The following is a 25,877-nucleotide window of genomic DNA, read 5'->3' on the forward strand; positions in this document are numbered from 1 at the left end:
ACAAATCAGATTGTGATTGGTTCGAAATCTTTATTCACCCATCGGTAAAACCAATTGTGATTCTGCTAGATCGATCGTATAGTCAATCGCTTGATTGCCTCGTACGGTCATTCCAAAATCAGTACCATAAACAGCCAGCCCAATTTGGCGACCTGCTGGTAAATGATACATCGTTGGTTGCAAGACTACTTCAATTTCTACAAATTCATTGGCTTTTAAATCGTCGTTCTTCCACGGATTCTCACGATTTTGCAGGTTAATGTGTCCACGTGTGATCAGCTTGTACTCATCTGCTGCCCCTAATTTGAACTCTACTAGATTATCTTCACGCCAGTTTCTACCTAATGGCAGTCCATGCAAAGCAACAACATCTGGTGTCGGCTTCAAGCGTTTCGCGGTACCAAAATCAATTAATTCAAAGCTCAGCATCCCTAGATCAACGCTTGAGGCTACTTTCACTTTTACCTTCGGACGACCATTTAAGAAAATCGCTTCATCCAACGCTTCCGTTTTCGCTAAATAACGATGCCCGTCCATTGGCCCTTCTTCTTTCAGTTCTTTTTCCCAAAGCTCAATATTTTTCGTATAGCTGTTGTATTGTTCTTTTGGTAATTGATCACTGAAGGTGTAGCGACCCGTTTCGACCGTGTTTGCCAGTTTCTTTTTGCCTAAATGATAGACCTTTTCTTTGGCTGGCGCCCAGTCTTTCAACGTATCCCAAGCTTCAGGAGTCGTATTTTTTTGATAAACGATGTCCGGCAAGAGTTCTTTGGCATTATTTTCCACGCCGTAAAGCTTATGACTTAACCACAGATTCATCATATCTTGGAAATCAAATGACGGCATATTGTTAATGTAAATGTGCTGTCCTTGATGCAGGATCAATTTCTTCGCCACCGGAACATCCTTCAACGCGTCCCATAAATCTGCGACATGACGCGGTTTCACGTTCCAGTCATTCAAGCCATGCACCATCACCACATCACACTTGATATCCTTGATGAATGGCAGATAATTTCGTTCATCCCAGAAGGTATTGTAATTGCCGAATTTCCGATCTTGCCATTCGGCCATGTCCTTCAAATAATCTAAGAAAAATTTCTTACTGTGTAAGTAATCGCCGGCATTACGCATTTTACTGAAGGTTTCAATTGCTAGAACATCCGCATCTTCACCTGGGAATCCGCCAGGTGCGATGACTAGGCCATTATCACGGTAATACTGATACCAATCCGAGATTGCCGCTTCTGAAATAATGGTTTCTAATCCTTCTACTTGTCGTGTCGCACAGGCTGTTGCCAGTGTCCCAAGATAGGATTTTCCGGTCATGGCTACTTTTTTATTGCTCCACCAAGCTTTAGTACGGATATTATCGGTCCGATTCGTGAAGGCCCGACGATTGCCGGCTAACCATTCAATGTAAGCCACCATCGCGGTTGTTTGCTCTACCGAACCACAGGTTTGAATCCCATCAGAATCCCGTGTTCCGATTCCTGAACCATAAACTACCGCGAAGCCGCGTGCTAGGAAAAAGTCGTTCAAGCTATGGTTATTTTCTCGCGTAAAGGTTTCGGTCGCATGCGTCGCTTTCCCCTTCACTTCCCGTTCTGCTGGCAGCTCAACAGGCTCCGGTTTGTACCGAATATCTTCATAGGTAGTCTCCGTTGGTTCCTTCCGCTCTAACGGAACATTGACATCATACGTCAGCTCTTCTCCCGCTGGTCCATTGACGCCTTGACTATAGGGGCTCGCAGTGAATAACGTCGGAACCAATAACCCTTCTTCTGTTTCGGCAGGACGTAAAATCTCCAACTTCAGCAAATCCCGTTTGCCATCTTTGTCAGTATCCAATGGGGCTTCCACATAGACGACTTCGCGAATCAAACGAGACGTATCAAATACCGCTTGGGCTTTTCCATTGAAGAAGAAAGGCTTACTTACTCCCTTGTCTTCGAAATAGCCTTCTGAGGCCAATTTATCTAAGTAATTCAAGCCATTCTTTGTATGACTGGTTAATAGTAAATACCAGGCTTCAATCAGTGTTTCTCTAGTTGAAAAATCCCCATCTATCATTGGAATACCAATCTTTTCTGCTTCTGCTAAGACATTCTTTGGTTCAAAATCGATGGTTGGCTCAAAGTCTAACTGCTGCAGACCCATCGTATAAAATACTTCCTTTGTTACTGGAGAGCCTGACTGATAAAATGCAGCAAGATCTGTCTGTTCATCCGCCAAAAAATTCCCCAGCTTATTTACAAAGCCGCTATCGTCTCGAACGGTTAAAAAACTTTTCCGCAAGAATTCAAACCATAATTTCGTTGCATCCTTGGTTGAATGGATGGTTAAAAAACCTGCCTGTTCCAGTTCTTTCTTTGCTTCTTCAAGTGAGACACGCTTTAAACCAAATTGATTGATCTTCATTGACTTCTCTCCTTAATCATCATAATTCTGATGTTTACATTTAGAAAAATAAGTCTGCCTTTTTTGACTCATTCCCAAGCTTTTCCTCACCAATCGATCGTTCGTCAGTATCCATATCATTGATTCCTAATAAATAAAGAAAAGTTGGACGAGCATCCTTTTTTTCTGATAGAATAATTATAACAAATACTACCAACAAGTTCGGTTAAAGTTCAATGAAAACGATTACTGGATTTTATTAAAAGGAGGATTACCATGAGTGAGATGACTTATTGCCAAAGTTGCGGAATGCCCTTGACTAAAGGGGTCTTCGGAACGGAACATGATGGCTCAGAAAGCAGCGAATACTGCCTATACTGCTACAAACACGGGGCTTATGTCGATGACTGTACGATGGAGGAAATGATCGCCGTCAGCTTGCAGCATATGAAGGAAAGCGGCATGCTGAAAAAACAAGGAAAAACAGAAGAAGAAGCACTCGCGTTTATGAACAGCTTCTTCCCAGAATTGAAGCGCTGGAAAAAGTCGTCGTAGCGATTACGACGACTTTTTTAGATTGAGTTTAGTTTTTTTGAAACTTCTTCATTTGGTGTTTTTAATAAGATACTTAAAAAGCTTGCAAAAAAGTATAAAATTGCAAATACAAATAAAGTTATGTTTCCTCCATACTGCTGAAAAAGCATTGTAACTAACACGGGGCCAATAAAATTGCTTAACCCTGAACCCAGATTTAAAACTGAGATGGCAGTCACCTTATGCTCAGGAACCATTGATGGGATCAGCGCTGATAAGGGTGTAAATGCAGCAATCCCCACTGCAAAAACACTAAATGCAAAAATCAAACCAAGGAAATTACCAGGAAAATAATTAATTACTATTATTAACAATATGCATGACACCCCTGTAATCGTTCCTGAGAACAGTGCAACAATTTTGCGCCAACCATACTTATCTCCCAAACTACCAAATAAAAGCCCCGCAAAGGAATTAATCACATAACAAATCGCCCAAGCACTTGTCCACTCACTTAGCGAAAACTGATGTTGCAACAAAAAAATCGGCATCATAATGACAAAACCAAACTGACCGATATTATTGATTCCCTTCACGAACAGCCCTATTAGTAGGCGAGGAAATTGAAAAAGAATGGATATCCCCTGCTTCATTTCTTTAAAAACAGTATCAGAGTGCGTTTCTGATTGTTTAAATTCACATCCCACCAACGTAACAAAACCGCCAAAGAAAATCATTCCACCACCAATAATAAAAATAAAAGCAGCTTCAATTTGTTTCAATAAACCTGCGGCAAATAGTGGTCCAATAATTGTCATACCTAAATTGAAACACAACCAAAACCAAGAGGTTCCTCTACCTAACTTCTCATTAGGTGTCTGAATCGTGATCGCAACTAAAAAGGAATATGCAAACAAAGGATACACTGCTCCACGAAACATATAACCTAAGAAAATCAATTCTGATCGCATCGTTGATAAACCAAGTAAAAGAATTATTGTACTAAAAAAAGCGAGCAAGAGACTACAAAGCATCATTTTTTTGACAGAATATCGATTGACTAGAAAACTCGTAATCCATGAAAATAATGCGACGAAAATACCATAAAAACTAAAAAGCACGGAGGCATCTTTTACTTGAAAACCAACAGTTATCAAATATGACGAGAACCAACTCGTTTCAATAGTTGCCCCCATCATAAAAAAAATCAGACCTATATAACCCCAAAATAATTCTTTGCTGATACCTGTTTTTGCAATAATACTATTTTTCATCTTCTCTCCTTCATAAAAAAACTGAGATGACCGAAATCATCTCAGTTCATCCTTTACTTAATTAGAAATGTTGCAACACTGTAAGGGTCAATCCTTTCATTTCGTTGCATCGGTTCTTCAATCGCATTGATTCGTTGAACATTTTTTCCTTTGAAAAGCTCAGTAATCGGTAGTATCCTACTTTCCTTTGTCGGGTTTTCAAATCGAACAATAAAGGCTTTCTCCGAATAATAAGAACGGTGGATACTGCTGATGAACAGATCGGGTTCTTGAAATTCAAGAAGACTGTACTCTTTTGCTTCGATCGTTAAAGGCTGGTCGAACGTTTGAATTTTATTGTCGATTCGATGCACAAAATAGTTCAACGCCTGTTTTTGATAGGCGATCGATGGCTGCAGTAATTTTTCTCTCCATTTGTATAATGTGGTCTCTGTAACGTCTGGCTCATCAATACGCAACGCAAACTTAAACACAATTTCTTGATCTAGTTGCTGAGCTAATGGCGTGTCCATCATAATATGTCCTTTTTTTGTTGTATCGCCAGAAGCACGTCCTGGACGATAAAGCAGGTCTGGTTTACCTAAACTATCCGTTGTTGCCAATAAAGTAATCCACAATTTGTCATCCTGATATTCATACTCCTTGCTATCCTGCGTGAAGAGCGTCAAGCCTTGATCTTGAGATATACCGCTAATAATCTTCTCAAAAGGATTTACATTAACAGGCATCTCTGAATAGGTCTTTTCCCAATCAATAAGTGATTCGTTTTCGCGAGCAATAGATCCAAAGGGAATACCAGCAAGTGCTTTATTAAAAAATTGATTGTTCTTAATTTGCAGTCGAATTCGATGATTCAACAGTGAATTTTTGAAGTTGATTTCGCCTTGAAGCTCATCTTTCCTATCGAGTGTCAAGGTGATTTGATAGGAAAATTCATGATTGTAACGTTTCGCTTTGCGATCAGCTAAGGTCAGCGGTAATTTCATTTGTCCGCTTAAAACCATTTTTTCTTGATGTGGTTCTATCCAACATTCACAGCGATCAAAAGATAATAATTCGACCAGTTCTTCTTCAAGTGGAGAAAAATCATAAGTATCTCCTGCATTAGCTTCATCAGTTAAAGAAAGAAAATCAGAAAAATGTTGCCCCTGATAACTCAAATCAACTTTTCCATCTCTGAAAGTGAGTGAGAGTTGTCTCCCATTAATTTGTTGGGTAGTTTGTTTGATTCCTTCTTTTTTCTCTGAAAGTTCTTCGAAAGAAAAAACGTTGTATCCTAAACCTGGTAGCTCACAAGTTAATTCAACTGTTAGAATATAGTAGCCTGATTCTGTAATGAAGCGATTCCCCGCAGGAGTTTCTTCAAGAATATTCTTGCGACTCTCTACATACTCTTCTTTGATCACTACAGAGTCAGCCCCAGTAAAACAGACATTAGCTGTAGGCGATAGGACGGTTATCGTTTTCGTACCAGCAAAGGGTTTTGGTGAAGGATTCATCACAAGCACTTCATTTGGTCTTAAATTTAAATAATCAGCTAATTGCTTCATGATTGTATTTTCGATGCTCTCACAAATTTCCTGTGCTTCCTTCAAACGATGCTTGATATCTTCAGCGACACTGTCCGAAACACAACCAGCTAGGCTATCATGTGCTTGAGATTCTAATACTTTTTTCCATGCTTGCATCAACAAGCGATTGCTCAACTTTATACCAATCTGATCTGCTATAACCATCAAAGGTTCAATCCGCTGAACAAGATGATCCTCCAAATGAAAAATCGCCTGTTTTATATCCATCCGCACAGAACCGATCGTTTTATGCACACGAGCAAGCACCGGTTCGCGAAATTCGCCGTGGTAAGTTTCAAGGGATTGTTCATTCACATACGCTAGAAAATCCTGATAGGTACTGATTTTATATTCGTATTTTCCTAGTTGATTGATTTGATCGACTTTGTTCGAAAAGTCATGAATGATCGCTAGCTGGTCATTGCCGGAAGGGATTAAAACCTCGCCATCCGTATATTGCTTGATAAAGTCGACTGCTGGGTCAAGGCGACCATCAACATATTCTGTTGTCGGCTCTAAAAGCATTCCTGTGCCATAACCCTGCGGCAAATTCAAAGCTGTTACTTGTGCTTTGCCGTTTAAACTAGCCCATTTAAAATAAGGTGATTTGACATGCTTATTTAAATGCAGACCGCGCCACATGATGACACTTTCCAACCCCGCTTCTTTTAAAATCAATGGAATCTGAGCATTGAATCCAAAGGTATCAGGTAAATAACCGATTGGCAGGTAGTCTCCATATTTTTTACTTTCAAAAATCCCGATCATGGCATTTCTTAGAACTGACTCGCCAGAAGTGAAGAACGCGTCAGATTGCGTATACCAGGGACCAATAAACAATTGCTTATTGGCCACCAGCGTTTTAATTTCTGACAATTTTTCAGGATACAGCGCCAGATAATCATCTAAGATGGACAGCTGTCCATCTAATACAAAGCTGGCTTCTGGATGCTGCTTCAACTCATCGATCGCATCGGAAAATAATTGATCACTTAACACCAAGGCATCCATCGAGGTAAAGTACCATTCACGATCCCAATGGGTATGATTGACAATATGCACCTTCGTCATTAGTTTTCCCACTCTGCCTCATCGAAGCTGTAGTCTTCTTCCTCAGTAGAAACAACTTCAATTCCGGCATCCTTTTTGCGTAATAACACACTTGAAATAGCCACAAACAATGATCCGGTCGCAATCGATAGTACATAGATCGGCCATTTTTCAACTGTAAACCAGCCATAAAAGCCGCTGATCGGAGCTTGATTAACTGCACCTAAGCCGACCGCCATTGCTGAACCAATTGCTGATCCGATTACGGTTGATGGAATTACCTTTAACGGACTTTCAACTGCAAACGGGATCGCGCCCTCGCTGACACCGACTAAGCCCATAATAATCGCTGATTTTCCAGCTTCACGTAATTCTGTATTGTATTTTTTCTTTGCAAGAACAGTCGCTAGCCCTAATCCAATCGGAGGGATAATGATCGCAACCTGTGCTGCCGTATTTGGCGCATACACTTGACTAGTTAGTAGTGCCATCGCTGTCGTAACAGCCGCTTTATTGACTGGACCTCCCAAGTCAAAGCCAACCATCGCACCTACGACTGCTGCCATAATAATCTGATTCCCGCCGCTTAGACTATTCAACCAGTTTTCCAAGCCGACATTTAATGCCGCAAATGGAATACCGATGATGTAATTAATAATAAGAACGGTTGATAATGTCCCTAAAACCGGAATCAAAAAGACTGGTACGATTGATGCCATTGATTGCGGCAGCTTCACATGATTACGAATCCATAGACAAATATAGCCGGCGATCAATCCAGCCGCGATTGCACCTAAGAAGCCTGCATTGATATCTTTGACCAGCATCCCGCCAACTAAACCAGGAACGATCCCTAATTTATCAACAACGGAGTAGGCAATAAAAGCTGAAATGACTGGAAACATCAATCCTAGGGCCGTTCCGCCAAAACCATCAATGCTGTGGAGCAGGCGAATGATCCCATTCGCACTTTCGGCATATTTTGCATCCCAAATGTCTGTTAAGCCATACAACGAACCACCTACCCGTGAAATTGCCATAATTACTGCCCCAGCAATTACCAACGGAATCATATAACTAATCCCTGTCAACACATGGTTCTTGATTTCTGATAACACATTTTTCATCATCCATTCCTCCCAATTAATTATTATCTACTAAAGCCAATGCATCACTAATAACTTTTTCTGCATCCTTAATCGGTGCAGCCACAGGTACTTTCAAGATCTTCTTTCCGGCAAAACGTTCTTCATCACGCACTTTTGTATCCACTGCGAAGATCACGACTTCACCAATCTGACAATCCTTTTCCGTTAAGGCGCCGTCGATTCCTGTTGCACCTTGAGTTTCCACTTTTAATAAATAACCCTTTGCTTTGGCTTCCTTCTTTAAAGCTTGGGCTGCCATAAAGGTATGAGCAATCCCTGTTGCACACGCGGTCACTGCAATAATTTTTCTTTTCATCATGTCTTCCTCCTATTAGCTTAAAATTTCAACGATCTCATTTGCATTCGTCGCTTTATTTAAATTAGTAATTACTTCTTCATCCATCAATTTCACCGCGATCTCAGAGAGAATTGATAAATGGGTATCCCCTTGTTCACTTTCAGGAATCGCCAGCATCACGATCAACGAGACTGGCTTTTCATCTAAGGCTTGCCATTCAATTTCTTTGGTCAATCTGGCGAAAGCAATCGCTGGTTCCTTGACTGCCTTTGATTTTCCGTGAGGAATGGCGATTCCATTTCCGACACCTGTAGTAGAATGAATTTCTCTATCTAAAACGGCTGAGACAAAAGCTTCTTCGTCTGTTAAAAGTGATCCTTGTGTGAATAATCCTGCCATTTTTTTTATCGTTTCTTCTTTAGTCGCCGCCTCTAACGTTAGATCGACTCGATCTGTGTGCAGTACCTCTAAAACTTTCATTCCTACAATCCTTCTTTCAAATAATCTAGAATCTGTTGCGCATCACCTTTTACTAAGTACCCTTTTTCATTTTCATCGATAATCGTTAAGAGTGAATCGAATATTTTTTCTAATTGCTGGGGCTCCTCATCCTTCACACAAAGGAAGAAAACAAATCGGACCTGCGTGTTCCCCCAAGGAATCTCATGGCTTAATCTTAGAAAACTGATCGCCGATTTCTTCACGTAACGAGGATTGGCATGGGGTGTCGCAAATTTTTCAAAGGAAGTATATGAAAATTGCTCACGCTCTTTGGCACTCTCAATAATGCCAGATTTTCCATAGCCCTTTTCGATCAGCTGTTTCCCAAGAAAAGAAAGACTTTCTTCGATTGTTTGAAAACTTTTATCTAGAAAAATCAACTCTTTTTTAATCAAACGACTGAACTCAAAATTCCGTGGTTTTTCCTTTTGATCATGATCCAGATAATATTGAATCTGCTGCCGATCAACTTGACTTAAAATAGGTGAAACGATCAATAATTTTTCATCAGGCAAAGAAATATTAACGGTTGATAGAACTAGATCCTCACCGATAGTTGCCTGATATAGCTCTTGAACTGATAAAATTCGATTGATTATAATCTCAGGAAAAGTTCGTTTGATTCGCGCGGCCAATAATTGCGAAGTGCCCTTCCCACTGCTGCAAACAAGCAAAACCTTGATTTTTGTATCCTCTGTTCGCAGCTGTTCTCGGTACGCCTGCAGGTGAACCGCCATATAAGCGACCTCATCTTCAGGGATGAATACCTGATATCGCTCCTCCAGTTTACTTTTTAAGGACAATGCCTCATCAAATGACAGCGGAAAATTTTTCTTGATATCCTGTGTATAAGGATTATTGACTGGCAACTCATGGATGATCCGCTCCAGAGCTAGTTTGATATGTCCTGATAAAGCATTAACCGCTGTTCGTTCATCTAACAACGTATATTCAAGAATCATTCCAGCGATCGTTTCTTCTTCAATCACGGTTTCAGTGATTGTCTGTGGATTCATTTGATCAAAATATACCTGAATGTAGCCGATTTCAATTTCAGGTATCTGGATATCAAAAGCTTTTTCTAACTCCGTGATCAAAGACTCTATTCCTGAAGCTTGTTTTCGTTCTTCTGCAGACTGTTCACCGATCAATTGATTGTCTTTGATTCGTTCAACTGCGATCAGTAAATGTAAAATCAGAGACTGATAATTCAAGTCACTCATCTTGATCCTGTTCTGAGAAATAAATTGTTGGAGGATCAGATTGATCTGTTTCAAATAGTCGAGATTGATAAAGATTTGTGCAAACTTTGGAATTCCCTCAATCAGGTGAATAAATTGTCCGTCTTGATTAATGACCTGCCAGTTCTGTCCCCAAAAGTAATGGATCAGATCCAACGCTAATTTCCGGCGTTCATATTCCATAATATTTAAGAAGGAACCTTTTCCAGGGATTTTTTCAATCGCTACATGAAAATAATCAAAAATCTCGTACACTTGACTCATATCTTTTTCCAAAGTTGTTTTACTCACGTATAAGGAATCAGACAGTTGAGCTAAAGTAAAGTACCCTTGATTATTTAAAATCGTAAAACAAAGATATTGCACTCGTTCATCCTTCGTATTTGGAACAGTTTGCTCCATTTGATGATTAAGAAACCTGCTTGATTTTGTTTTATCGCCAATAATCGAAACACCAATTTTGGGCTTTCGACTAAGCGACAATTCACTCCCTTTCAAAAATTCTTCTATTTTATCTAATGATTTTGAAACGGTTTTATTGGATAATTTCATTTGCTTCGCTATTTGAGTGATCGTTAAATGATTGCTTTTCATTAAAATATCGAACACTTCATAATCTCGGTTATCCATTGAATCACCAATTCCCTTTCTTGAGTTAATCTTATATTGTAAGCGTTTTTTAGAAAACAGAGTCTTTTTCCGTAATCAATCCGGTAAAAAGTTGGTTTGCTATATAGTGGTCTTTAAAAGCTTTTTAGAAGCACTTTTTACTTTACCATTGGTTGCTTCTAAAGAAAATTGAAAGAGCGATCAGTCTTTTTAAAAATAATTTCTATTTTGAATATAAAAATACTGATTCTTTTTGCTGGATCACCCCAACAAGTAAAGAATCAGCATTTCTAATAGAAAACTAAGCTCGTGTATCTGTTACTACTTTTTCCAACATCACTGTCGATAAGAGCACCATACTTCCAAATAAAAATAAAAGATATGGAAAAATTATTAAACCAAACTGATCTGCCAAAAAGCCTAATAACGGCGGTAAACAGGTTGTTCCTGTATATGCCAACGCCAACTGTAAGCTCATAATCCGCGCAGAGTTTTTTGTCCCGAAGCGTCCCGGCGTTTCATGAAGCATCGTTGGGAAGATCGCGGCTGATCCCAGTCCCATAAAGACAAATCCGATCGCAGCAAAATTTCCGCTGCCAAAGTTCATGACAACCACACCGATCAATAGCAGCAATTCACTTAAATACAATAGTTTTCGGCTCGATAAGAAAAAGGTAAAAAAGCCTGCTGCTAGACGCCCGATCGTCAAACTCGCATAATAAGTTGATGTCATGAATGCCGCCGTTGATATAGGAATATCCTTTACCTGGACTAAAAAACTGCTGCCCCACAATCCCATGCAGGCTTCGACTCCCACATAGAAAATGAAACAGATCAAGGAAAAGACGACGCCGGGTTGTTTGATCAGGCTCATCATTGAATCCTGCGCCTTTCCAGATTGCGCTACCTGCGGCGGTTGCTTCCATTGCTTCCGCGTAAGAAAAACGATCACGACGAGGAAAAATTGCAGACTGGCCAGCACAATATAGCCGCCCCGCCAATTTTGATTTCTTAAAAAGAAGCCCATAATAATGGGACCTGTGGTGGCACCGATACCCCAAAAACCGTGGAGCCAATTCATATGATGGGCCTTATAATTGAGTGCGACATAATCATTCACTGCCGTATCAATCGCTCCTGCGCCCAAACCAAGCGGAATCGCGCTCACAACTAGAAAGACAAAGTTTTGCGACACGGAAAAGCCACATAATCCTAGAACCGTTAAAAAGATACTGCATACTATTAAATTACCAACGCCGATTTTTTGAATCAGCCGATTGGTCTGAAAACTTGAAAGAATCGTACCGATCGAGACGATCATGGCGATAATCCCAGCAGCGCTTGCAGCGACATTAAATTCCCCATTGATTGTGGGCCAAGCAACACCCAGTACCGAATCCGGCAATCCCAAACTAATAAATATCAGATAAATCAAACCCAAAAACAAAACACTTTTCTTCATTATTCCCTCTTTCTTGTCTCTTTCTAACTAAAAGAAGAACATCTATCTCGTTTCTCTTTCTCTTCTTTGCCATCCTTATTCTTCAAAGTAATTGGTAAGCGAAAGATTGCGAACCTCTACGTCTCCGATATTATCTAGGGGTACCTTCGTAAAAAGGTATTCATGAGTCGCGTACTTATCAAAATGTAATGCTCTTTTGCCCAACACCTCTACCGCCTTAGCCACCTTGAATGAATTCCGCCATTTACATTCACCAACTAGTAATTCTTTTCCATCTACAGATTCAACCACTATGTCCAGCTCCTGAACCGCGCCTTGTCGGTCCTTCCCCCACCACCTGCCAAACGATCTGGCGACAAAAGGAAGTTTTCCTTGTGCATTCATTCTTCTCAAATATTGACGCGTCACCTCTTCAAAGAGCGGTCCGATAAAATCCGATAGATCAGCAAGCGCTGATGAAAAATAAAGCGCTCCATCACCACGCTCGATCTCTGCTCTCACTGGAAACACAAAGCGATACCAAAACGCAAGAAAATTCTCAGTAATCTGATATTGACTAATCTTTCCTTTTAGTGGATTTGAGCCAAATGGTATGACTCGCTGGATATAGTTTAATTCCTGCAGCGTAAGAAGGTACTTCGATACAAAGCTGCTTTCAAGTTTCGTGAAGCCAACAATCTCTCGTAACGTATTTGCCCCACTAGCAATCGCTTGTAAAACTGCATTATAATTTGCTGGCTCTCTGAACTCCTGCTTCATCAGAAGAATCCCTTCATTTAACAGATATCCGCTAATCTCAAAATAAAGCGCTCGCAAATTTTCTGAGAAAGACAACTCCGGGTCAATTAACGATAGATAATAGGGCGTCCCACCAATACAAGCATAATACCTAATTTTATCCTCATCACTGACATTTGGATAGAAGCGAGCTGAATCGTAATAGTCTAATGGATTGATTTTAAGCTGCCCAGTTCTTCTACCAAATAATGGACTCTTCTCTCCAAGCACTTGATTTTCCATAAAACTCATCGAGGAGCCGCATAAAATCAAAAATATATTTGTTTCCTTAAACTCATAATCAATGACATGTTGCAAAATCGAATTCAGTGATTTGTTTGCGGAGGCGGCATACGGATACTCATCAATGACCATAACTAAATGTTCATTTCCAAGCTGTTCTTTAATAATAGTAAAAAAGCTGTTCCAATCATCAACCGCTGGAAAATGCTTGATTCCCAGCTTCTCGCCTAACAATTTAGAAAATTTTTGTAAGTTCAATGAATCATTGACTTCTTCTGCCGGCAGATAAAGTGACTTCTTATCCATAATAAACTGATTTAGCAACGCTGTTTTTCCAATCCGTCGTCTGCCATATACCACAGCCATTTGGAAATTTTCCTTTTTGTACATCCGTTCAAGTGATGCCAGCTCTTTTTCTCTTCCTAGAAACATAACACCCTCCTCATTTTACTACTTTAGATTATAATAATCTAAAGTAGTAAAATAATAAAGCGCTATTTAATTCAAATTGGAGGTATAGTGATTTGCTAATTATGCGCGTCGTACCACTCTTTCTATTTACACCTTTAAAAACATAAAAAGCCTTCAAGCGAATACGCTTGAAGGACTTCGTTTTAAACTAATTCAATATATTTCTCATTCTTCTCCAAATGATTTAAATAAATCAATAAACGATCATACAGTTGATTATTGGCTTCTTCTATAGCTGCGCCGAGATTTTCACCAATTTCTCTCACTGTTCGTTTTCCATCAATTTGTTGAAGAATGAAGCTGCCGTATTTATCCAACTCCATCTCAGAAGTTTCTGGAATCTTGTAATGAATCTTACGCAAGACTCGTTGAATCCAAGCATTTTGTTCTGTGATGACAAAAACGACACCATCACGTACTTCATAATGCAGGTCTTCTTTGATGCGGTAAACACGTTTTAACAGCTCTTCCGTTTCCGGATTTACAGCTTGCGGCTGTTCTTTAGTCATTGTGTTTCACTTTCTTTACACTTAACAAAGGAACAATGATCGCAACCACTAAGATTGCCAATAGCAAGAATGCAGCACCGTTAGAACCTAGGAATCCTGAAGGCGTTCCTGGAGTGATAATGCCAGTTACTTGTAAAATGATACCGATCAAACCGATGATTGATCCACCAGCGATCAAACCAGATGATAAGCTGACACCTAGAGTGATACGTTCTTCCGCAACTTCTTCTGTTTCTTTTTTGTTTAATACATCAATCAATTGACGGATCAATGCACCAACTAAAATGATAGAAGTGGTTGAAATTGGTAAGTAGAACCCAATTGCGAAGGTCATGATTGGCACTTTCATGAAGTGCAACACGATACCCATTACGATACCGGCGATCACCATGTGCCATGGTAATGAACCAGATGTAATTCCTGATGTCAATGTCGCCATCAAGTTGGCTTGTGGTAAACCAAATGGAGGATTTGACCCAGTGATCGCTAATTGTGGAGCTAAGATAACCATCATACCAGTAACGATTACTACACCGACAACATTAGAAATCAAGAAGTAACGACGGCCTTCTGAAAAGTTTCCGCCCATTACAAACGTTACTTTTTGTGATTGAGAATAACCACCAGCTACAGAAATCGCTAAGACGATAAATGTACCAAACAAGAGTAATTGTTGAGTATTTTCTGCTGATGTCCAGCCCATCATAACGAAGACTAAAGTTAAAATAACCATTGAAGCGATTGTCATACCGGATACTGGTAAGTTTGATGTACCGATTGTACCAGTTAAACGTCCCGCAACAATAACGAATAGGAAGCTTAAAATAATTGATAAAATACCAGCAACAAGTGCCATCGCTACGCTTCCAGTGATCACAAATCCCATAATGATACCCATTACAGCACCTACGATCAATGGCAACATACCGCCGCCTTCTGCTTCGACACCATCTTTACGACCTTTTAGGGTTGCAGAGATTGAGGTAATAATTGTTGGGATCAATTTAATTGCGCCGATCAAACCACCAGAGATCATCATACCAGCACCAATGTATTTCACATAAGAACCAGAGATCACAGCAAAGTTAGACGTACTCAATAATTGAGCAGCATTGTCCCAAACATGTGCGTTGCTATTTGCCATACCCATGAAGTAACCAAGTAAAGGAGCAATCGCGAAGTTTGCTAAGATTGATCCGGCAAACATCAAGACAGAAACATCCATCCCAACGATGAAACCAATACCTGTTAACAATGGGTTCACTTCTGTTTCGAATTTCCATTTATAAAAGCTTTCGTTTACAAAACTAACGACATTATTCATTACACCAAATACAGAACCAGTTAACGCAGTTAAAATACCACCAATACCAAAACCGATTCCCATGTATTTCAATGAATCGCCACCAGTATCTGAAGCCACTAACGTTTCTGAGATAGCCATTGCTTCAGGGTAAACTAATTTACCGTGTTCATTGATCAGCATGTAATCTTGAACGATTGAGAATACGCCGACACCTAACAACACGGCGCCAACTCCGATTCCGACACCTTCGATAAAGTTCACTTTACCGCCGACTAAAATAACGGCTGGTAATACGAAAATCATTCCTGATGCTACAGATTCCCCACCACTTGACATCAATTGCAATAAGTTCTTACCTAAAATTGTTTTAGGCTTTACAAATAGAGCGACTAGCCCAGATCCAATAATTGCTCCTGGAATACCTGCAGCTACTGTCAAACCAGCCTTCATACCTGAATAAGCGGTTGACGCAGCGAATAACGCGGCAAGTAAAATACCTAATACCATAATGATTGGTGAACCTGATTTTTTAGGTTTATCTGCTACATACGGGACATAATCTTTCCCCGCTACTCCACCAAAAGCGTCTTTTGAGAGTTTTTTCATTGTCTTTGAAATTCCTTCCTTACTTTCATTTCCCCATTGAGATGAGGAATCCCGTAAAGACAGGATTCCTGTCTCTCAATACCGACTATTTAACTAAGCGATAAATAGCATCAGCATAAATAGCTGTTGCTTTGAACAAGCTATCAATAGGCATAAATTCATTTGGTTGGTGCATTACGTTTTCTTCACCTGGGAACATTGCGCCGTATGCGACACCACGTTCTAGGATGCGTCCGTAAGTACCCCCGCCGATTGATTCTTCGTGGCCTTCAAGACCAGTATGTTCTTCGTAAACGTCCAATAATGTTTTCACTAATGGATCACTCGCTGGAACATAATGAGGAGTTTTCACGTCACCAATGATCGCGATTGAAACATCTGCAGCTTTAAGAACTTCTTCCATGTTAGACAAGATTGTATCTTTATCAATGCCTTCTGGATGACGAACATTTAAGGTCACTTTTTTGTCGCCTTCTGCACTGTAATCAAATAGGTTCGCTGATGAAGTTGTTTCACCCATTACATCGTGTTTTGTGTAAGCATTTAATTTCTTACCGTTGTAATCTAAGTGCATATATTCAGCGATTGTTTGAATATAGTTAGCGCCATTGCCGTCTAAGTTGTAGTCAGCTAAGAATGCTGCTAAGAAGGTTGCAGAGTTGACACCGAATTTTGGTTCTTGTGCATGGGCACCTTTACCGATAACAGTAATGGTGATTTCGCCGTTGGTTTCAGCAAATTCGCCCTTCACTTCTGATTTTTCGATAAATGCGTCAAACGCCGCCTTCATGTCGGCAACTTTTGCTTCGTCGTTCACTTTAAGAACAGCTGTTGCATCCCCTGGCACCATGTTTGTCCGTAAGCCTGATTTAAAGCTTACTAAATCAAAGTCACCAGCTTCAGCACTTTCTTTAGGCGCGAAAGTCACTTCATAAGATAAGATTCCTTTTTCACCATTGATAATTGGGAATTGAGCATCTGGAGAAAAACCTACTTTAGGCATTTCTTCTACTTCCATATAACGGTGAATCCCTACCCATTCGCTTTCTTCATCAGTACCGAAGATAAAGCGGATTTTTTTAGAGATTGGTAATTCTAAATCTTTGATAATACGCATTGCATAATAAGCAGCGATTGAAGGTCCTTTGTCGTCGGCTGAACCACGCGCATACAATTTTCCATCTTTAATAACTGGTTCAAATGGATCAGTATCCCAGTTATCATCGACAGGAACTACGTCAACATGTCCTAAGAGTCCGAACATTTCTTCTCCGTCACCGTATTCGATATGGCCAGCTACGTTTTCGATATTTTTCGTTACGAAACCATCACGTTCGCCAAATTCCAATACTTTTCGTAAAGCGGCTGCTGGTCCAGGTCCAAGAGGTTCTTCTTTTGTGCCATGTTCCACGTCGCGAATACTGTTGATCCGGATAAGATCGCCTAAGTCTTTCAGTAAATCGTCTTTGCGTGCTTCTACTTCTTTTTGCCAATCAATTGTCATTGTTTAATCCCTGCTTTCTTTTTTTTGTAACAAGTTTAAAACCTGTTAGATTCATTAGAAAGATCATGTCTAAATGTCGATTTCAAATTTTGACAGCTTAGAATAACTTTTTTTAAGACGAATTCACGGTCCTTTTTGAGGATGAACTACGTCAAAACAATCAACGGAAAAGACCGTCCATAAGTATCAAAATGTTATTCTATGATTCCTAATTCCGCAGTTTGTTTCACCTCCCAAGTCAGCATTATACCGTATTTTTATTCATAAGTCATTGTGAAAAAACTATCATTTAATGTAAATAAGACGATTTTCATCAAAAATAAAGTTTTTTCTAAAAAAAATATGTTATCCAAGCAAATCAAAAAAAGAAGTTCGTTTCCTATGACATGACACATTTAAACCCTACAAGAAGTATAACGAAGGCTGTATCCGTTTACAAATTATATTTCATTCATTTAAGCTTGCGGTTTCTCATTTATTTGTTATCTTTCATTAATATTAAGTTTTCGAATAGTTGTGTTAATAACAAAAAAGAGATAGCCTTTTAAAAGACTACCTCTTTTTGAATTCATATTGTATTTTAATCAAAAACTCATAAGAGTGTTTTTTTATTCGTCCTTTGGCTTACTTTTCCAGAGCAGCTTGAGCCAATGTCATTTTCGCTTGTGGAATTCTAAATGGCGAGCATGAAATATAATCGATAGACAAGTTATTTAAGAAGGCAATCGACTTCGGATGAGCTGCTGCTTCACCGCAAATTCCAATCTTCAGCTTTGGATTAACTTGTCTTCCTCGTTCAATAGCCAGCTTCATCAAGGCACCGACACCAGCCTCATCCAGGACTTGGAACGGATCATCTGCGAAAATCCCCGCTTCCATGTATTGATTGATAATTCTTGGTGAATCGTCCCGAGATAAGCCCAAAGCCATCTGCGTTAAATCATTGGTCCCAAAACTGAAGAAATCCGCATGTTTGGCAATTTCATCCGCCACGAAACACGCTCGCGGAATTTCGATCATTGTTCCAATTTGATAATCCACAACTAACTTTTGCTCTTCTAACCCTTTTTGGATGGCCTCTTCGATCGATGCACGTACCCGAGCAAATTCTTGTGCATCAATGGTAAATGGAATCATGATCTCAGGCTTGATCGTAAAATCATTTTCTTTCGTTACTTCGCAAGCCGCTTCAATGATCGCCTCAGCTTGCATTTGATAAATTTCTGGATAAGCCACCCCTAAACGCAAGCCTCGGAAACCGAGCATTGGATTCACCTCGGCTAAATTATCCGTTTTGCGTTTCACTTCATTGTAGGTCTTGCCAAGCTCCTTCGCTACTTCACGGCACTCATCTGCCCCTTTTGGCAAGAACTCATGCAATGGCGGATCAAGCAAGCGAATCGTTGTTGCTTTACCATTGGCTGCTTCGTACATGAATTTGAAATCCTGTTTTTGTACTTTTTTCAAATCCTTCAACACTTCTAAGCGTTCGTCTAAGCTATCCGCCAAAATCAATCGTCGGAATTGCAACAATCGACTCTTTTCAAAAAACATGTGCTCTGTCCGCGCCAAGCCGATTCCGACTGCTCCTAAGGCCATACCAGTTTCGATATCATTTGGCGTTTCAGCATTGGCACGAACCTTAATTTTCGCATGACGCTCCCAAATCTCGTGAAGTTCATCTAAGGCAACCGTATTGGTCACTTCCTCCATTGGGATTTCGCCAAAGTAGATATTTCCGCTGCTGCCATCGACAGACAAGATGGAGCCTTCCTCTATAACCTTATCACCGACAGTCGCTTTATTCTCCTCAAGAACGGTTAACCGTTCACAACCAACAACCGAGCAAATCCCCATTCCGCGAGCAACCACAGCAGCGTGTGAAGTCATCCCACCGCGGCTGGTAATCACTGCCTCACTCACAGCAATTCCTTCAATATCCTCTGGCGAAGTTTCTTCTCTTACTAAGACGACTCGTTCTCCGCGGGCTTTAGCCTCGGTCGCTGCTTCGGCAGTAAAATATGCCGCTCCTGTTGCAGCGCCGGGGCTAGCTGCTAAACCAGATAAGAAGGATTCATGATTCTTCAATTCTTTTTCATCGAAGTTTGGATGCAAAGCCGCCTCCAAATCCTTCGCTTCGATCCGACTAACTAATTCCTTTTCATCAATGATTCCTTCTTTATAGAAATCTAGCAGAATCGTCAACGCCGCTTTAGAAGTACGTTTTCCGCTGCGGGTTTGCAGAATAAACAGTTTTTCCCGTTCAATCGTAAATTCCACATCCTGCATATCATGGTAGTGTTTCTCCAAATTCTCACAAATGCCTTTTAACTGCTGGTATTGCTCAGGCATATCATCAGCTAAGACTTGAATCGGTTTTGGCGTCCGAACACCAGCTACCACATCTTCCCCTTGTGCGTTGATTAAATATTCACCGAATAGACCCGGGTCACCTAAGGAAGGATTGCGTGAAAAGACCACGCCCGTTCCCGAACTGTCCCCAAAGTTTCCAAAAACCATTTCCTGAATATTCACGGCTGTTCCGAGATCGTCACTGATGTCATGAAGACGCCGATAGGTTTTGGCTCGTTGATTGTTCCAGCTGCCGAATACCGCTTCGATCGCTAAATATAATTGTTCAATCGGATCTTGCGGAAATTCTCGCTGCAGCTTTTTGCGATAAATTTCTTTGTACTCGCTTACAATTTGCTTCCAATGATCTGCGGTCAATTCATTATCAAAGGTTAGACCATTCACCTTTTTTAGTGCCGTGATGCGGTGTTCAAAATCATTATTATCCAAGCCCATTACCACATTCCCAAACATCTGTAGCAAACGGCGATAGCAATCATAAGCAAACCGTTCATTCTGACTGTTTTCAGCCAAAGCCGCGACAGTTTGATCATTTAAGCCTAGATTTAAAACCGTATCCATCATTCCCGGCATTGAAAATTTGGAGCCGCTGCGGACAGAAACCAATAATGGATTTTCTAAGTCGCTAAATTTTTTTCCTGTTTTTGCTGATAGTTTTCCGACAGCCTCCATTACTTGATCCTTCATTTCATCAATCAGCTGGTTGCCGTGGTTTAAATAATGTAAGCAGGCTTCTGTTGTTACCGTAAAACCTGTCGGTACCGGCAGCCCTAGTTTTGTCATCTCAGCGAGATTGGCTCCCTTCCCGCCTAATAAATCCTTCTGTTCTTTAGAACCTTCTGAAAATAAATAAACCCAACGATTCATGCGCTTCTCCTCTTAAAAAAGTTTTATTTAACCTAACAACAGTTTAATATGCGGATTATATAAAGTCAATAAGATGTTTATATAATTTAATCATGTACATATACGCACAAAAAAGGATCAGTCCTGATAGAACAGACTGATCCTCATCGTTTTTTTAGTTAGTCTCGGTAGCACAACGCCAATCCCTTTAGAAAATTCCGTGCATACTTATCTCCGCAGGGCTTAAAATTTCGATGCCCCTCTTTTCTTAAAATAGCACCAAGTTCCCCTTTTGAAGGATAAACACCCGCCTCCGCTAAAATATCTAGCATATCCTCGCTAGTCAACGCTAACGCTATTTTCACTTTTTTCAATAAAATATTATTCATGTGTCTGATTTCTGTGCTTTTAGGCTGTGATGGTTGCGCTGCTTTATTTTTCTGTTCACCACGTTTTAAGGTAATAAAACCATTCAAAAAGGTGTCCAGTGTTTTATTATTAATCATTTTCACATAAACATTTTTTTCAAAATCTTCATTCTCCTCAAGCTCATGATCACGTACTTTCGTCAGCATGGCTCTTTCTTCTTCTCTAGAAATCTCCAAACCACCTAATTCAAAAGCTTTTACGATATCCGCATCCTTGATATCCAGTGCATACCGCAAGCGCAACAATAAATCATTATTGTTCATGTTCTTCCTCCGTCGTTCATAACTGATCTACCTACTATAACATAAAGCTCTTTACTTCCAGTACAATAGCTGAATTTCGACAAAAAAATCGGCTAAGAGTGTTGTCTTAACCGATTTTTTATTAGATTAATTGAATTAAGATGAATAATACTGTCAGGATTGCCGGAAGTGCTTGAATCAAATAGATTGATTTCGTCACAGTCTTACCACCATATACACCTACAATTACTACAAATAGATTCAATAGCAGCAGAACCTGCAATCTTACATCTCCTTGAAATAGGAAGACACTCGTTAACAACGCCAATCCTAGACTGCCATTGTATATGCCCATATTTTTCAAGGCAATTTGAGCATTCTTCTGTGTAACAAATTCCATCGGCATTGCAAATGTTTTCGCCTGTTTTTCCGCAGGGGCAAACATTTCCAACCCCATGATTACCAAATGCAAGACTCCAATGATTCCCGATAATAAAACAATAATGAATACCATAGATACTTCCCCTTACTCCTATTAAAGTAATTATTTTTTCTTCCAGAAAAAATTCAGATCAGATATCTACTATAATCATCTTTTTCTTTTTTTCCAATCGAAACGTCTTAGTACTTCTCAATAACAAAGCCATGGCGCGCTAATTGATATGCCTCGCCTTCATGGTAATTCTGAGCAAACAACCGGGTGCCAGCTTTTCCCACCTCAAACATGTCCCCTTCATTAAACGTTGCCACTAAAGTTTTTTCTTTGTATTGGCGCGTCAGTGAAAAGGCCTGCTTCTCATCATCATAGTGCCAAGTCATGGTTCCATAACTAAATACTTCCGAAAATTGCTTCCTCAAAGCAATCAATTGCTTCACAAATGTCTGAAGCTCCTTATCTTGTTCATCCCAAATCATACATCGCCGACAATCCGGATCCATCTCGCCTTCCATACCGACCTCGGTGCCGTAATAGATACAAGGGGTGCCCTTTTGGATAAACATGAAGGTCAAAACCGCCTTCATTAGATCCTTATTGCCTTGACACAAGGTCAAAATACGGGGGGTATCATGAGAATCTAACAAATTGAAAGCCACCTCATTGGTTTGATCGCGGTAAAGCAGCTGTTGACGATTCATGCCAAAAATCATTTGTGAAATTGAAATGGATTGCTCCACAAAAAATGCCTTGATATTGTCTGTAAACGCATAATTCATCACTGCATGAAACTCATCACCCTGCAACCAGCGCTGAGAGGAGTGCCAAATTTCACCCAAAATATACAGATCTTCCTTTTGCTTCAGGACCGCTTGTTGAAACTCTTTCCAAAAATGGTGATCCACCTCATTTGCCACATCGAGTCGCCAGCCATCAATATCAAATTCACGAATCCAATAGGTGGCGATCCCTAGCAAATATTTCTGAACCTCTGGGTTTGCCGTATTTAACTTTGGCATATGCGGGTTAAAATTAAAGGTATCGTACGTCACATTTTTCGCGTTTTCTGAATCAGGTATCGCGGTATAGCTCGGCGGAAATGTCTGGATGTGAAACCAATCGGCGTAGTCAGATTCCTCTCCGCGTAAAATCACATCCTGCCATTGATGAGAGCTCGCTCCAAGGTGATTGAATACCGCATCCAGCATCACTCGGATGCCCCGCTCGTGCGCTTTTTCTACCAATTCACGAAAAAGCTGCTTATCACCAAAATGTGGATCAATTTCATAATAATCAACTGTGTCATATTTATGATTCGAAGGTGAGGTGAAAATTGGGCATAGATACAAGCCGTTTATTCCAAGCTCCACTAAATAATCCAGCTTATCAATGATTCCTTGCAAATCTCCGCCAAAAAAATTCTCGCGAGTGGGTTTCTCGCTCCCCCAGGCCAACGCATTCTCAGGATCATTTGAGGGATCACCATTGTTAAACCGCTCAGGAAAAATTTGATACCAAACCGTTTTCGCGACCCAATCCGGTGTCTTGAAACGATCGATTTCTTGAAAATAAGGCATTCTAAAATAAAGGTTATCATGGAGCAATCGTTGCTTTTCATAGTTAAAAATACCTTGATCCGTGTAAAAGACCTTAGCCCCTGAAAAATCCGTAAGGCAAAATGCATAAGCCAATCGACGATGAGGCGCAGTTACTTCAATCTCCCAATAATCATGGGTATCAGTCGTATACGCTTTGTTCATTGACTGTTGCTGCTGATACCATTTTTCTTCGGCAAACGTGTAAAAATCACCGCTAATCAATCCTACCTTTTTTATTTCATTCCTTGCCGTTTGCAGACGAATCCGCATCAAATCTTTCGTATAAAGAAATGCATATTCGCTTTCGGGACGATGATATATTCCTGCATGATTCATCCCACCACCTCCTTCTTTGCTCTATTGTATCAAAAATGAGGACAACGGCTCCACTTGCAACTCTCTCAAGTGTTCGAACACATTTTTTTCACAAAATTATGCTACTATAATTATAGAAGAAAAATTTTCTTCGCCTCGTATTACGAGGATCACTCCAGGGCGTAGCATGTTTGGGGAAGCGGCTGCGTCCGTATTTTTTTGACAAAGCCAAAAAATTTTGTTTTAATAAATTTATCAAAGACAGAAACGAGGGATCATGCCATTGAAAAACTAAGCGAGTGTTGGAAGCTGCAAAACGATCATCGTTTGACGTATGTCAATAGGGTTCGTGCGCAGATTTTCAGGATTGGCTTAGGATTTCAACGGATGGTCTTTTTTTCATTTTTTCTTCCTGCCTTAGCAGATTAGAAAAATGAACTGCGTACGAAAATAGAAGCATTTTTCGCTTTTTGAAAAATGAATTCTGCTATCATGAGCTAGCTGTTAGTTGCACGGCAAACTCCGCAAAGAGCCTTCAACTCCTATCCTTTCCTGAAAATTGGTTAGGATTTTTTTGTTTTCTTAGAAAAACAAAAAGGGGGAATTTTTTTATGTCTACTATTAAAATTACACATTTAACCTTTGGCTTTGATAAACAAGTCGATTTATTGTTTGAAGATGCCAATTTGACCATCGATAGCAGTTGGAAACTAGGATTAGTCGGCCGCAATGGCCGTGGAAAGACCACCTTACTGCAATTAATTTTGGGAAAATACGCCTATCAAGGAGATATCCAGTTTCCATTGCGGCCAGTTTATTTCCCAGCAACGGTTGATCAAACGGATCAATTAACCTACTATGCCTTACTGGAAGTTGCAGATTTTGAGCTTTGGGAACTGGAACGCGAAATGAATCTGATCCAGTTAGATCCACAAGTATTGTGGCAGCCGTATCAGACCCTTTCCGGAGGTGAGCAAACCAAAGTGCTCTTAGCTCTTCTCTTCACCCAGGAAGAATTCTTTCCGCTAATTGACGAGCCGACAAATCACTTGGACCTTCAAGGACGGCAGCATGTTGCAAACTATTTACAGCACAAAGATGGATTTATCGTCGTCAGCCATGACCGGCAATTTTTAAATCAAGTTACCGATCATACCTTAGCCATCGAAAAAAGCCAATTGGTGCTCTACCAAGGGAATTTTTCGACCTATGAGGAACAAAAAAAATTACGTGACGAATTTGAACTTGCGCAAAATCGCAAAATCAAAAAAGAAGTTGGTCGATTGAAAAAGACGGCCGCTGAAAAAGCTGAATGGTCGCGTTCACGAGAAACCGATAAATATGGTAAACCCTCTGAAAAGGGCAGCGGGGGGATTTTCGATACCGGATTCATTGGTGCACGAGCCGCCCGCACAATGAAACGTTCAAAAACGATTGAACAACGAATGTATGATCAGATCGAAGTAAAAGAAGGCCTTTTGAAGGATTTAGAGGATGTTGATCGTCTCACGATGCATTATTCACCAAGCAGACATGCACAGCTTCTAAAAGTTGAAGAGCTAACGCTCCGTTATCCTGATCAAGAGCCCCTCTTCAACGCTTTATCCTTTGAATTGAAACGTGGCGAAATCACGGCATTGACAGGTCCTAATGGAATCGGAAAATCCAGCGTATTGCATTACCTATTAGGAACTTTTGCAGGTGAAGGGCGTGGAGAACTGCTACGCCCCAACGTAAAAATCAGCTATGTCCGGCAAAACTATGAAAGTAATCGCGGGAATCTGCAGGATTTCGCTGAGGCCAATCAGCTAGATTATTCTATGTTTCTGAATAATCTGCGAAAGCTGGGAATGGAACGAAATGTCTTTCAAAATAAGATCGAAGAAATGAGCATGGGGCAGCGAAAAAAAGTCGAATTGGCAAAATCCCTTGCCCAAGAAGCCGAACTTTACATTTGGGATGAACCGCTAAATTATTTAGATGTCTTCAATCAAAAACAATTAGAGGACCTTTTGCTCCAAATAAAACCAACCATGCTGATCGTAGAACACGATCAAACCTTCTTAAAAAACGTTCACGCCAAACAAATCCCGCTGCATAAATAAAATGACCCGTCCAAACAAAAATTGGACGG

18 protein-coding genes are annotated in these 25,877 nt (G+C 40.2%); 2 read left to right on the plus strand and 16 right to left on the minus strand.

Annotated elements, in window-relative coordinates:
- Positions 1-30: 30 nt before the first annotated feature.
- Positions 31-2,421, minus strand: coding sequence for a Xaa-Pro dipeptidyl-peptidase (locus IGI44_RS18000; RefSeq protein WP_438789315.1), 2,391 nt, complete (start codon positions 2,419-2,421; stop codon positions 31-33).
- Positions 2,422-2,676: 255 nt separating this feature from the next.
- Here IGI44_RS18000 and IGI44_RS18005 point away from each other — a divergent pair, with 255 nt between their 5' ends.
- Positions 2,677-2,955, plus strand: coding sequence for a zinc ribbon domain-containing protein (locus tag IGI44_RS18005; protein ID WP_438789316.1), 279 nt, complete (start codon positions 2,677-2,679; stop codon positions 2,953-2,955).
- Between the two features lie 17 nt (positions 2,956-2,972).
- Here the strand turns inward: IGI44_RS18005 and IGI44_RS18010 are convergent, their stop codons facing one another.
- The 15 genes from IGI44_RS18010 to IGI44_RS18080 form a co-directional block, all read right to left on the minus strand.
- Positions 2,973-4,208 carry an MFS transporter gene (locus IGI44_RS18010; RefSeq protein ID WP_438789317.1) on the minus strand — a complete coding sequence of 412 codons (1,236 nt, stop codon included), beginning with the start codon at positions 4,206-4,208 and terminating at the stop codon, positions 2,973-2,975.
- Between the two features lie 53 nt (positions 4,209-4,261).
- Positions 4,262-6,862, minus strand: coding sequence for an alpha-mannosidase (locus IGI44_RS18015; RefSeq protein ID WP_438789318.1), 2,601 nt, complete (start codon positions 6,860-6,862; stop codon positions 4,262-4,264).
- The gene (locus tag IGI44_RS18020; RefSeq protein ID WP_438790293.1) at positions 6,850-7,956 is read right to left on the minus strand and encodes a PTS fructose transporter subunit IIC; all 1,107 of its coding nucleotides are present in this window, start codon (positions 7,954-7,956) and stop codon (positions 6,850-6,852) included. Before IGI44_RS18020 ends, IGI44_RS18015 begins: the two co-directional genes overlap by 13 nt.
- Before the next feature lie 16 nt (positions 7,957-7,972).
- Positions 7,973-8,293: a PTS fructose transporter subunit IIB gene (locus IGI44_RS18025; RefSeq protein WP_438790294.1), complete on the minus strand. Its 321-nt coding sequence runs from the start codon at positions 8,291-8,293 to the stop codon at positions 7,973-7,975.
- Between the two features lie 15 nt (positions 8,294-8,308).
- Positions 8,309-8,755, minus strand: a complete 447-nt coding sequence (locus tag IGI44_RS18030) for a PTS sugar transporter subunit IIA (protein ID WP_438789319.1) — start codon at positions 8,753-8,755, stop codon at positions 8,309-8,311.
- A 2-nt stretch (positions 8,756-8,757) separates the two neighbouring features.
- Positions 8,758-10,647 (minus strand): BglG family transcription antiterminator, encoded by a 1,890-nt coding sequence (locus IGI44_RS18035; protein WP_438789320.1) that lies wholly within the window; start codon positions 10,645-10,647, stop codon positions 8,758-8,760.
- A gap of 280 nt (positions 10,648-10,927) precedes the next feature.
- Positions 10,928-12,088: an MFS transporter gene (locus tag IGI44_RS18040; RefSeq protein ID WP_438789321.1), complete on the minus strand. Its 1,161-nt coding sequence runs from the start codon at positions 12,086-12,088 to the stop codon at positions 10,928-10,930.
- A gap of 75 nt (positions 12,089-12,163) precedes the next feature.
- A complete protein-coding gene (locus tag IGI44_RS18045; protein WP_438789322.1) occupies positions 12,164-13,540 on the minus strand; it encodes an ATP-binding protein in 1,377 nt (458 codons plus the stop codon).
- Positions 13,541-13,722: 182 nt separating this feature from the next.
- Complete coding sequence (locus IGI44_RS18050; protein WP_438789323.1) at positions 13,723-14,088, minus strand: PqqD family protein; 366 nt, start codon at positions 14,086-14,088, stop codon at positions 13,723-13,725.
- Positions 14,081-16,000, minus strand: a complete 1,920-nt coding sequence (locus IGI44_RS18055; protein WP_438789324.1) for an OPT/YSL family transporter — start codon at positions 15,998-16,000, stop codon at positions 14,081-14,083. The genes IGI44_RS18050 and IGI44_RS18055 overlap by 8 nt, the downstream gene beginning before the upstream one ends.
- Positions 16,001-16,085: 85 nt before the next feature.
- Complete coding sequence (pepV, locus tag IGI44_RS18060; RefSeq protein ID WP_438789325.1) at positions 16,086-17,504, minus strand: dipeptidase PepV; 1,419 nt, start codon at positions 17,502-17,504, stop codon at positions 16,086-16,088.
- Positions 17,505-18,128: 624 nt separating this feature from the next.
- Positions 18,129-20,744, minus strand: coding sequence for a pyruvate, phosphate dikinase (gene ppdK / locus IGI44_RS18065; protein ID WP_438789326.1), 2,616 nt, complete (start codon positions 20,742-20,744; stop codon positions 18,129-18,131).
- A gap of 158 nt (positions 20,745-20,902) precedes the next feature.
- Positions 20,903-21,415 carry a DUF1456 family protein gene (locus IGI44_RS18070; RefSeq protein WP_438789327.1) on the minus strand — a complete coding sequence of 171 codons (513 nt, stop codon included), beginning with the start codon at positions 21,413-21,415 and terminating at the stop codon, positions 20,903-20,905.
- A 121-nt stretch (positions 21,416-21,536) separates the two neighbouring features.
- Positions 21,537-21,908, minus strand: coding sequence for a DUF1304 domain-containing protein (locus IGI44_RS18075; protein ID WP_438789328.1), 372 nt, complete (start codon positions 21,906-21,908; stop codon positions 21,537-21,539).
- 107 nt (positions 21,909-22,015) lie between these two features.
- A complete protein-coding gene (locus tag IGI44_RS18080) occupies positions 22,016-23,764 on the minus strand; it encodes a glycoside hydrolase family 13 protein (RefSeq protein ID WP_438789329.1) in 1,749 nt (582 codons plus the stop codon).
- A 590-nt stretch (positions 23,765-24,354) separates the two neighbouring features.
- On the opposite strand from IGI44_RS18080, the gene abc-f reads away from it, so the two are divergent.
- Complete coding sequence (gene abc-f / locus IGI44_RS18085) at positions 24,355-25,848, plus strand: ribosomal protection-like ABC-F family protein (RefSeq protein WP_438789330.1); 1,494 nt, start codon at positions 24,355-24,357, stop codon at positions 25,846-25,848.
- Positions 25,849-25,877: the final 29 nt, after the last annotated feature.

This window comes from Enterococcus sp. DIV0756 (genome assembly GCF_051710745.1).
GTDB lineage: Bacteria > Bacillota > Bacilli > Lactobacillales > Enterococcaceae > Enterococcus_A.

What these genes read in the sequence shown, in the direction of transcription:
- IGI44_RS18000 (WP_438789315.1), bottom strand. Translation starts at nt 2,421, where the DNA reads ATGAAGATCAATCAATTTGGTTTAAAGCGTGTCTCACTTGAAGAAGCA.
- IGI44_RS18005 (WP_438789316.1), top strand. Translation starts at nt 2,677, where the DNA reads ATGAGTGAGATGACTTATTGCCAAAGTTGCGGAATGCCCTTGACTAAA.
- IGI44_RS18010 (WP_438789317.1), bottom strand. Translation starts at nt 4,208, where the DNA reads ATGAAAAATAGTATTATTGCAAAAACAGGTATCAGCAAAGAATTATTT.
- IGI44_RS18020 (WP_438790293.1), bottom strand. Translation starts at nt 7,956, where the DNA reads ATGAAAAATGTGTTATCAGAAATCAAGAACCATGTGTTGACAGGGATT.
- IGI44_RS18025 (WP_438790294.1), bottom strand. Translation starts at nt 8,293, where the DNA reads ATGAAAAGAAAAATTATTGCAGTGACCGCGTGTGCAACAGGGATTGCT.
- IGI44_RS18030 (WP_438789319.1), bottom strand. Translation starts at nt 8,755, where the DNA reads ATGAAAGTTTTAGAGGTACTGCACACAGATCGAGTCGATCTAACGTTA.
- IGI44_RS18035 (WP_438789320.1), bottom strand. Translation starts at nt 10,647, where the DNA reads ATGGATAACCGAGATTATGAAGTGTTCGATATTTTAATGAAAAGCAAT.
- IGI44_RS18040 (WP_438789321.1), bottom strand. Translation starts at nt 12,088, where the DNA reads ATGAAGAAAAGTGTTTTGTTTTTGGGTTTGATTTATCTGATATTTATT.
- IGI44_RS18045 (WP_438789322.1), bottom strand. Translation starts at nt 13,540, where the DNA reads ATGTTTCTAGGAAGAGAAAAAGAGCTGGCATCACTTGAACGGATGTAC.
- IGI44_RS18050 (WP_438789323.1), bottom strand. Translation starts at nt 14,088, where the DNA reads ATGACTAAAGAACAGCCGCAAGCTGTAAATCCGGAAACGGAAGAGCTG.
- IGI44_RS18055 (WP_438789324.1), bottom strand. Translation starts at nt 16,000, where the DNA reads ATGAAAAAACTCTCAAAAGACGCTTTTGGTGGAGTAGCGGGGAAAGAT.
- pepV (WP_438789325.1), bottom strand. Translation starts at nt 17,504, where the DNA reads ATGACAATTGATTGGCAAAAAGAAGTAGAAGCACGCAAAGACGATTTA.
- ppdK (WP_438789326.1), bottom strand. Translation starts at nt 20,744, where the DNA reads ATGAATCGTTGGGTTTATTTATTTTCAGAAGGTTCTAAAGAACAGAAG.
- IGI44_RS18070 (WP_438789327.1), bottom strand. Translation starts at nt 21,415, where the DNA reads ATGAACAATAATGATTTATTGTTGCGCTTGCGGTATGCACTGGATATC.
- IGI44_RS18075 (WP_438789328.1), bottom strand. Translation starts at nt 21,908, where the DNA reads ATGGTATTCATTATTGTTTTATTATCGGGAATCATTGGAGTCTTGCAT.
- IGI44_RS18080 (WP_438789329.1), bottom strand. Translation starts at nt 23,764, where the DNA reads ATGAATCATGCAGGAATATATCATCGTCCCGAAAGCGAATATGCATTT.
- abc-f (WP_438789330.1), top strand. Translation starts at nt 24,355, where the DNA reads ATGTCTACTATTAAAATTACACATTTAACCTTTGGCTTTGATAAACAA.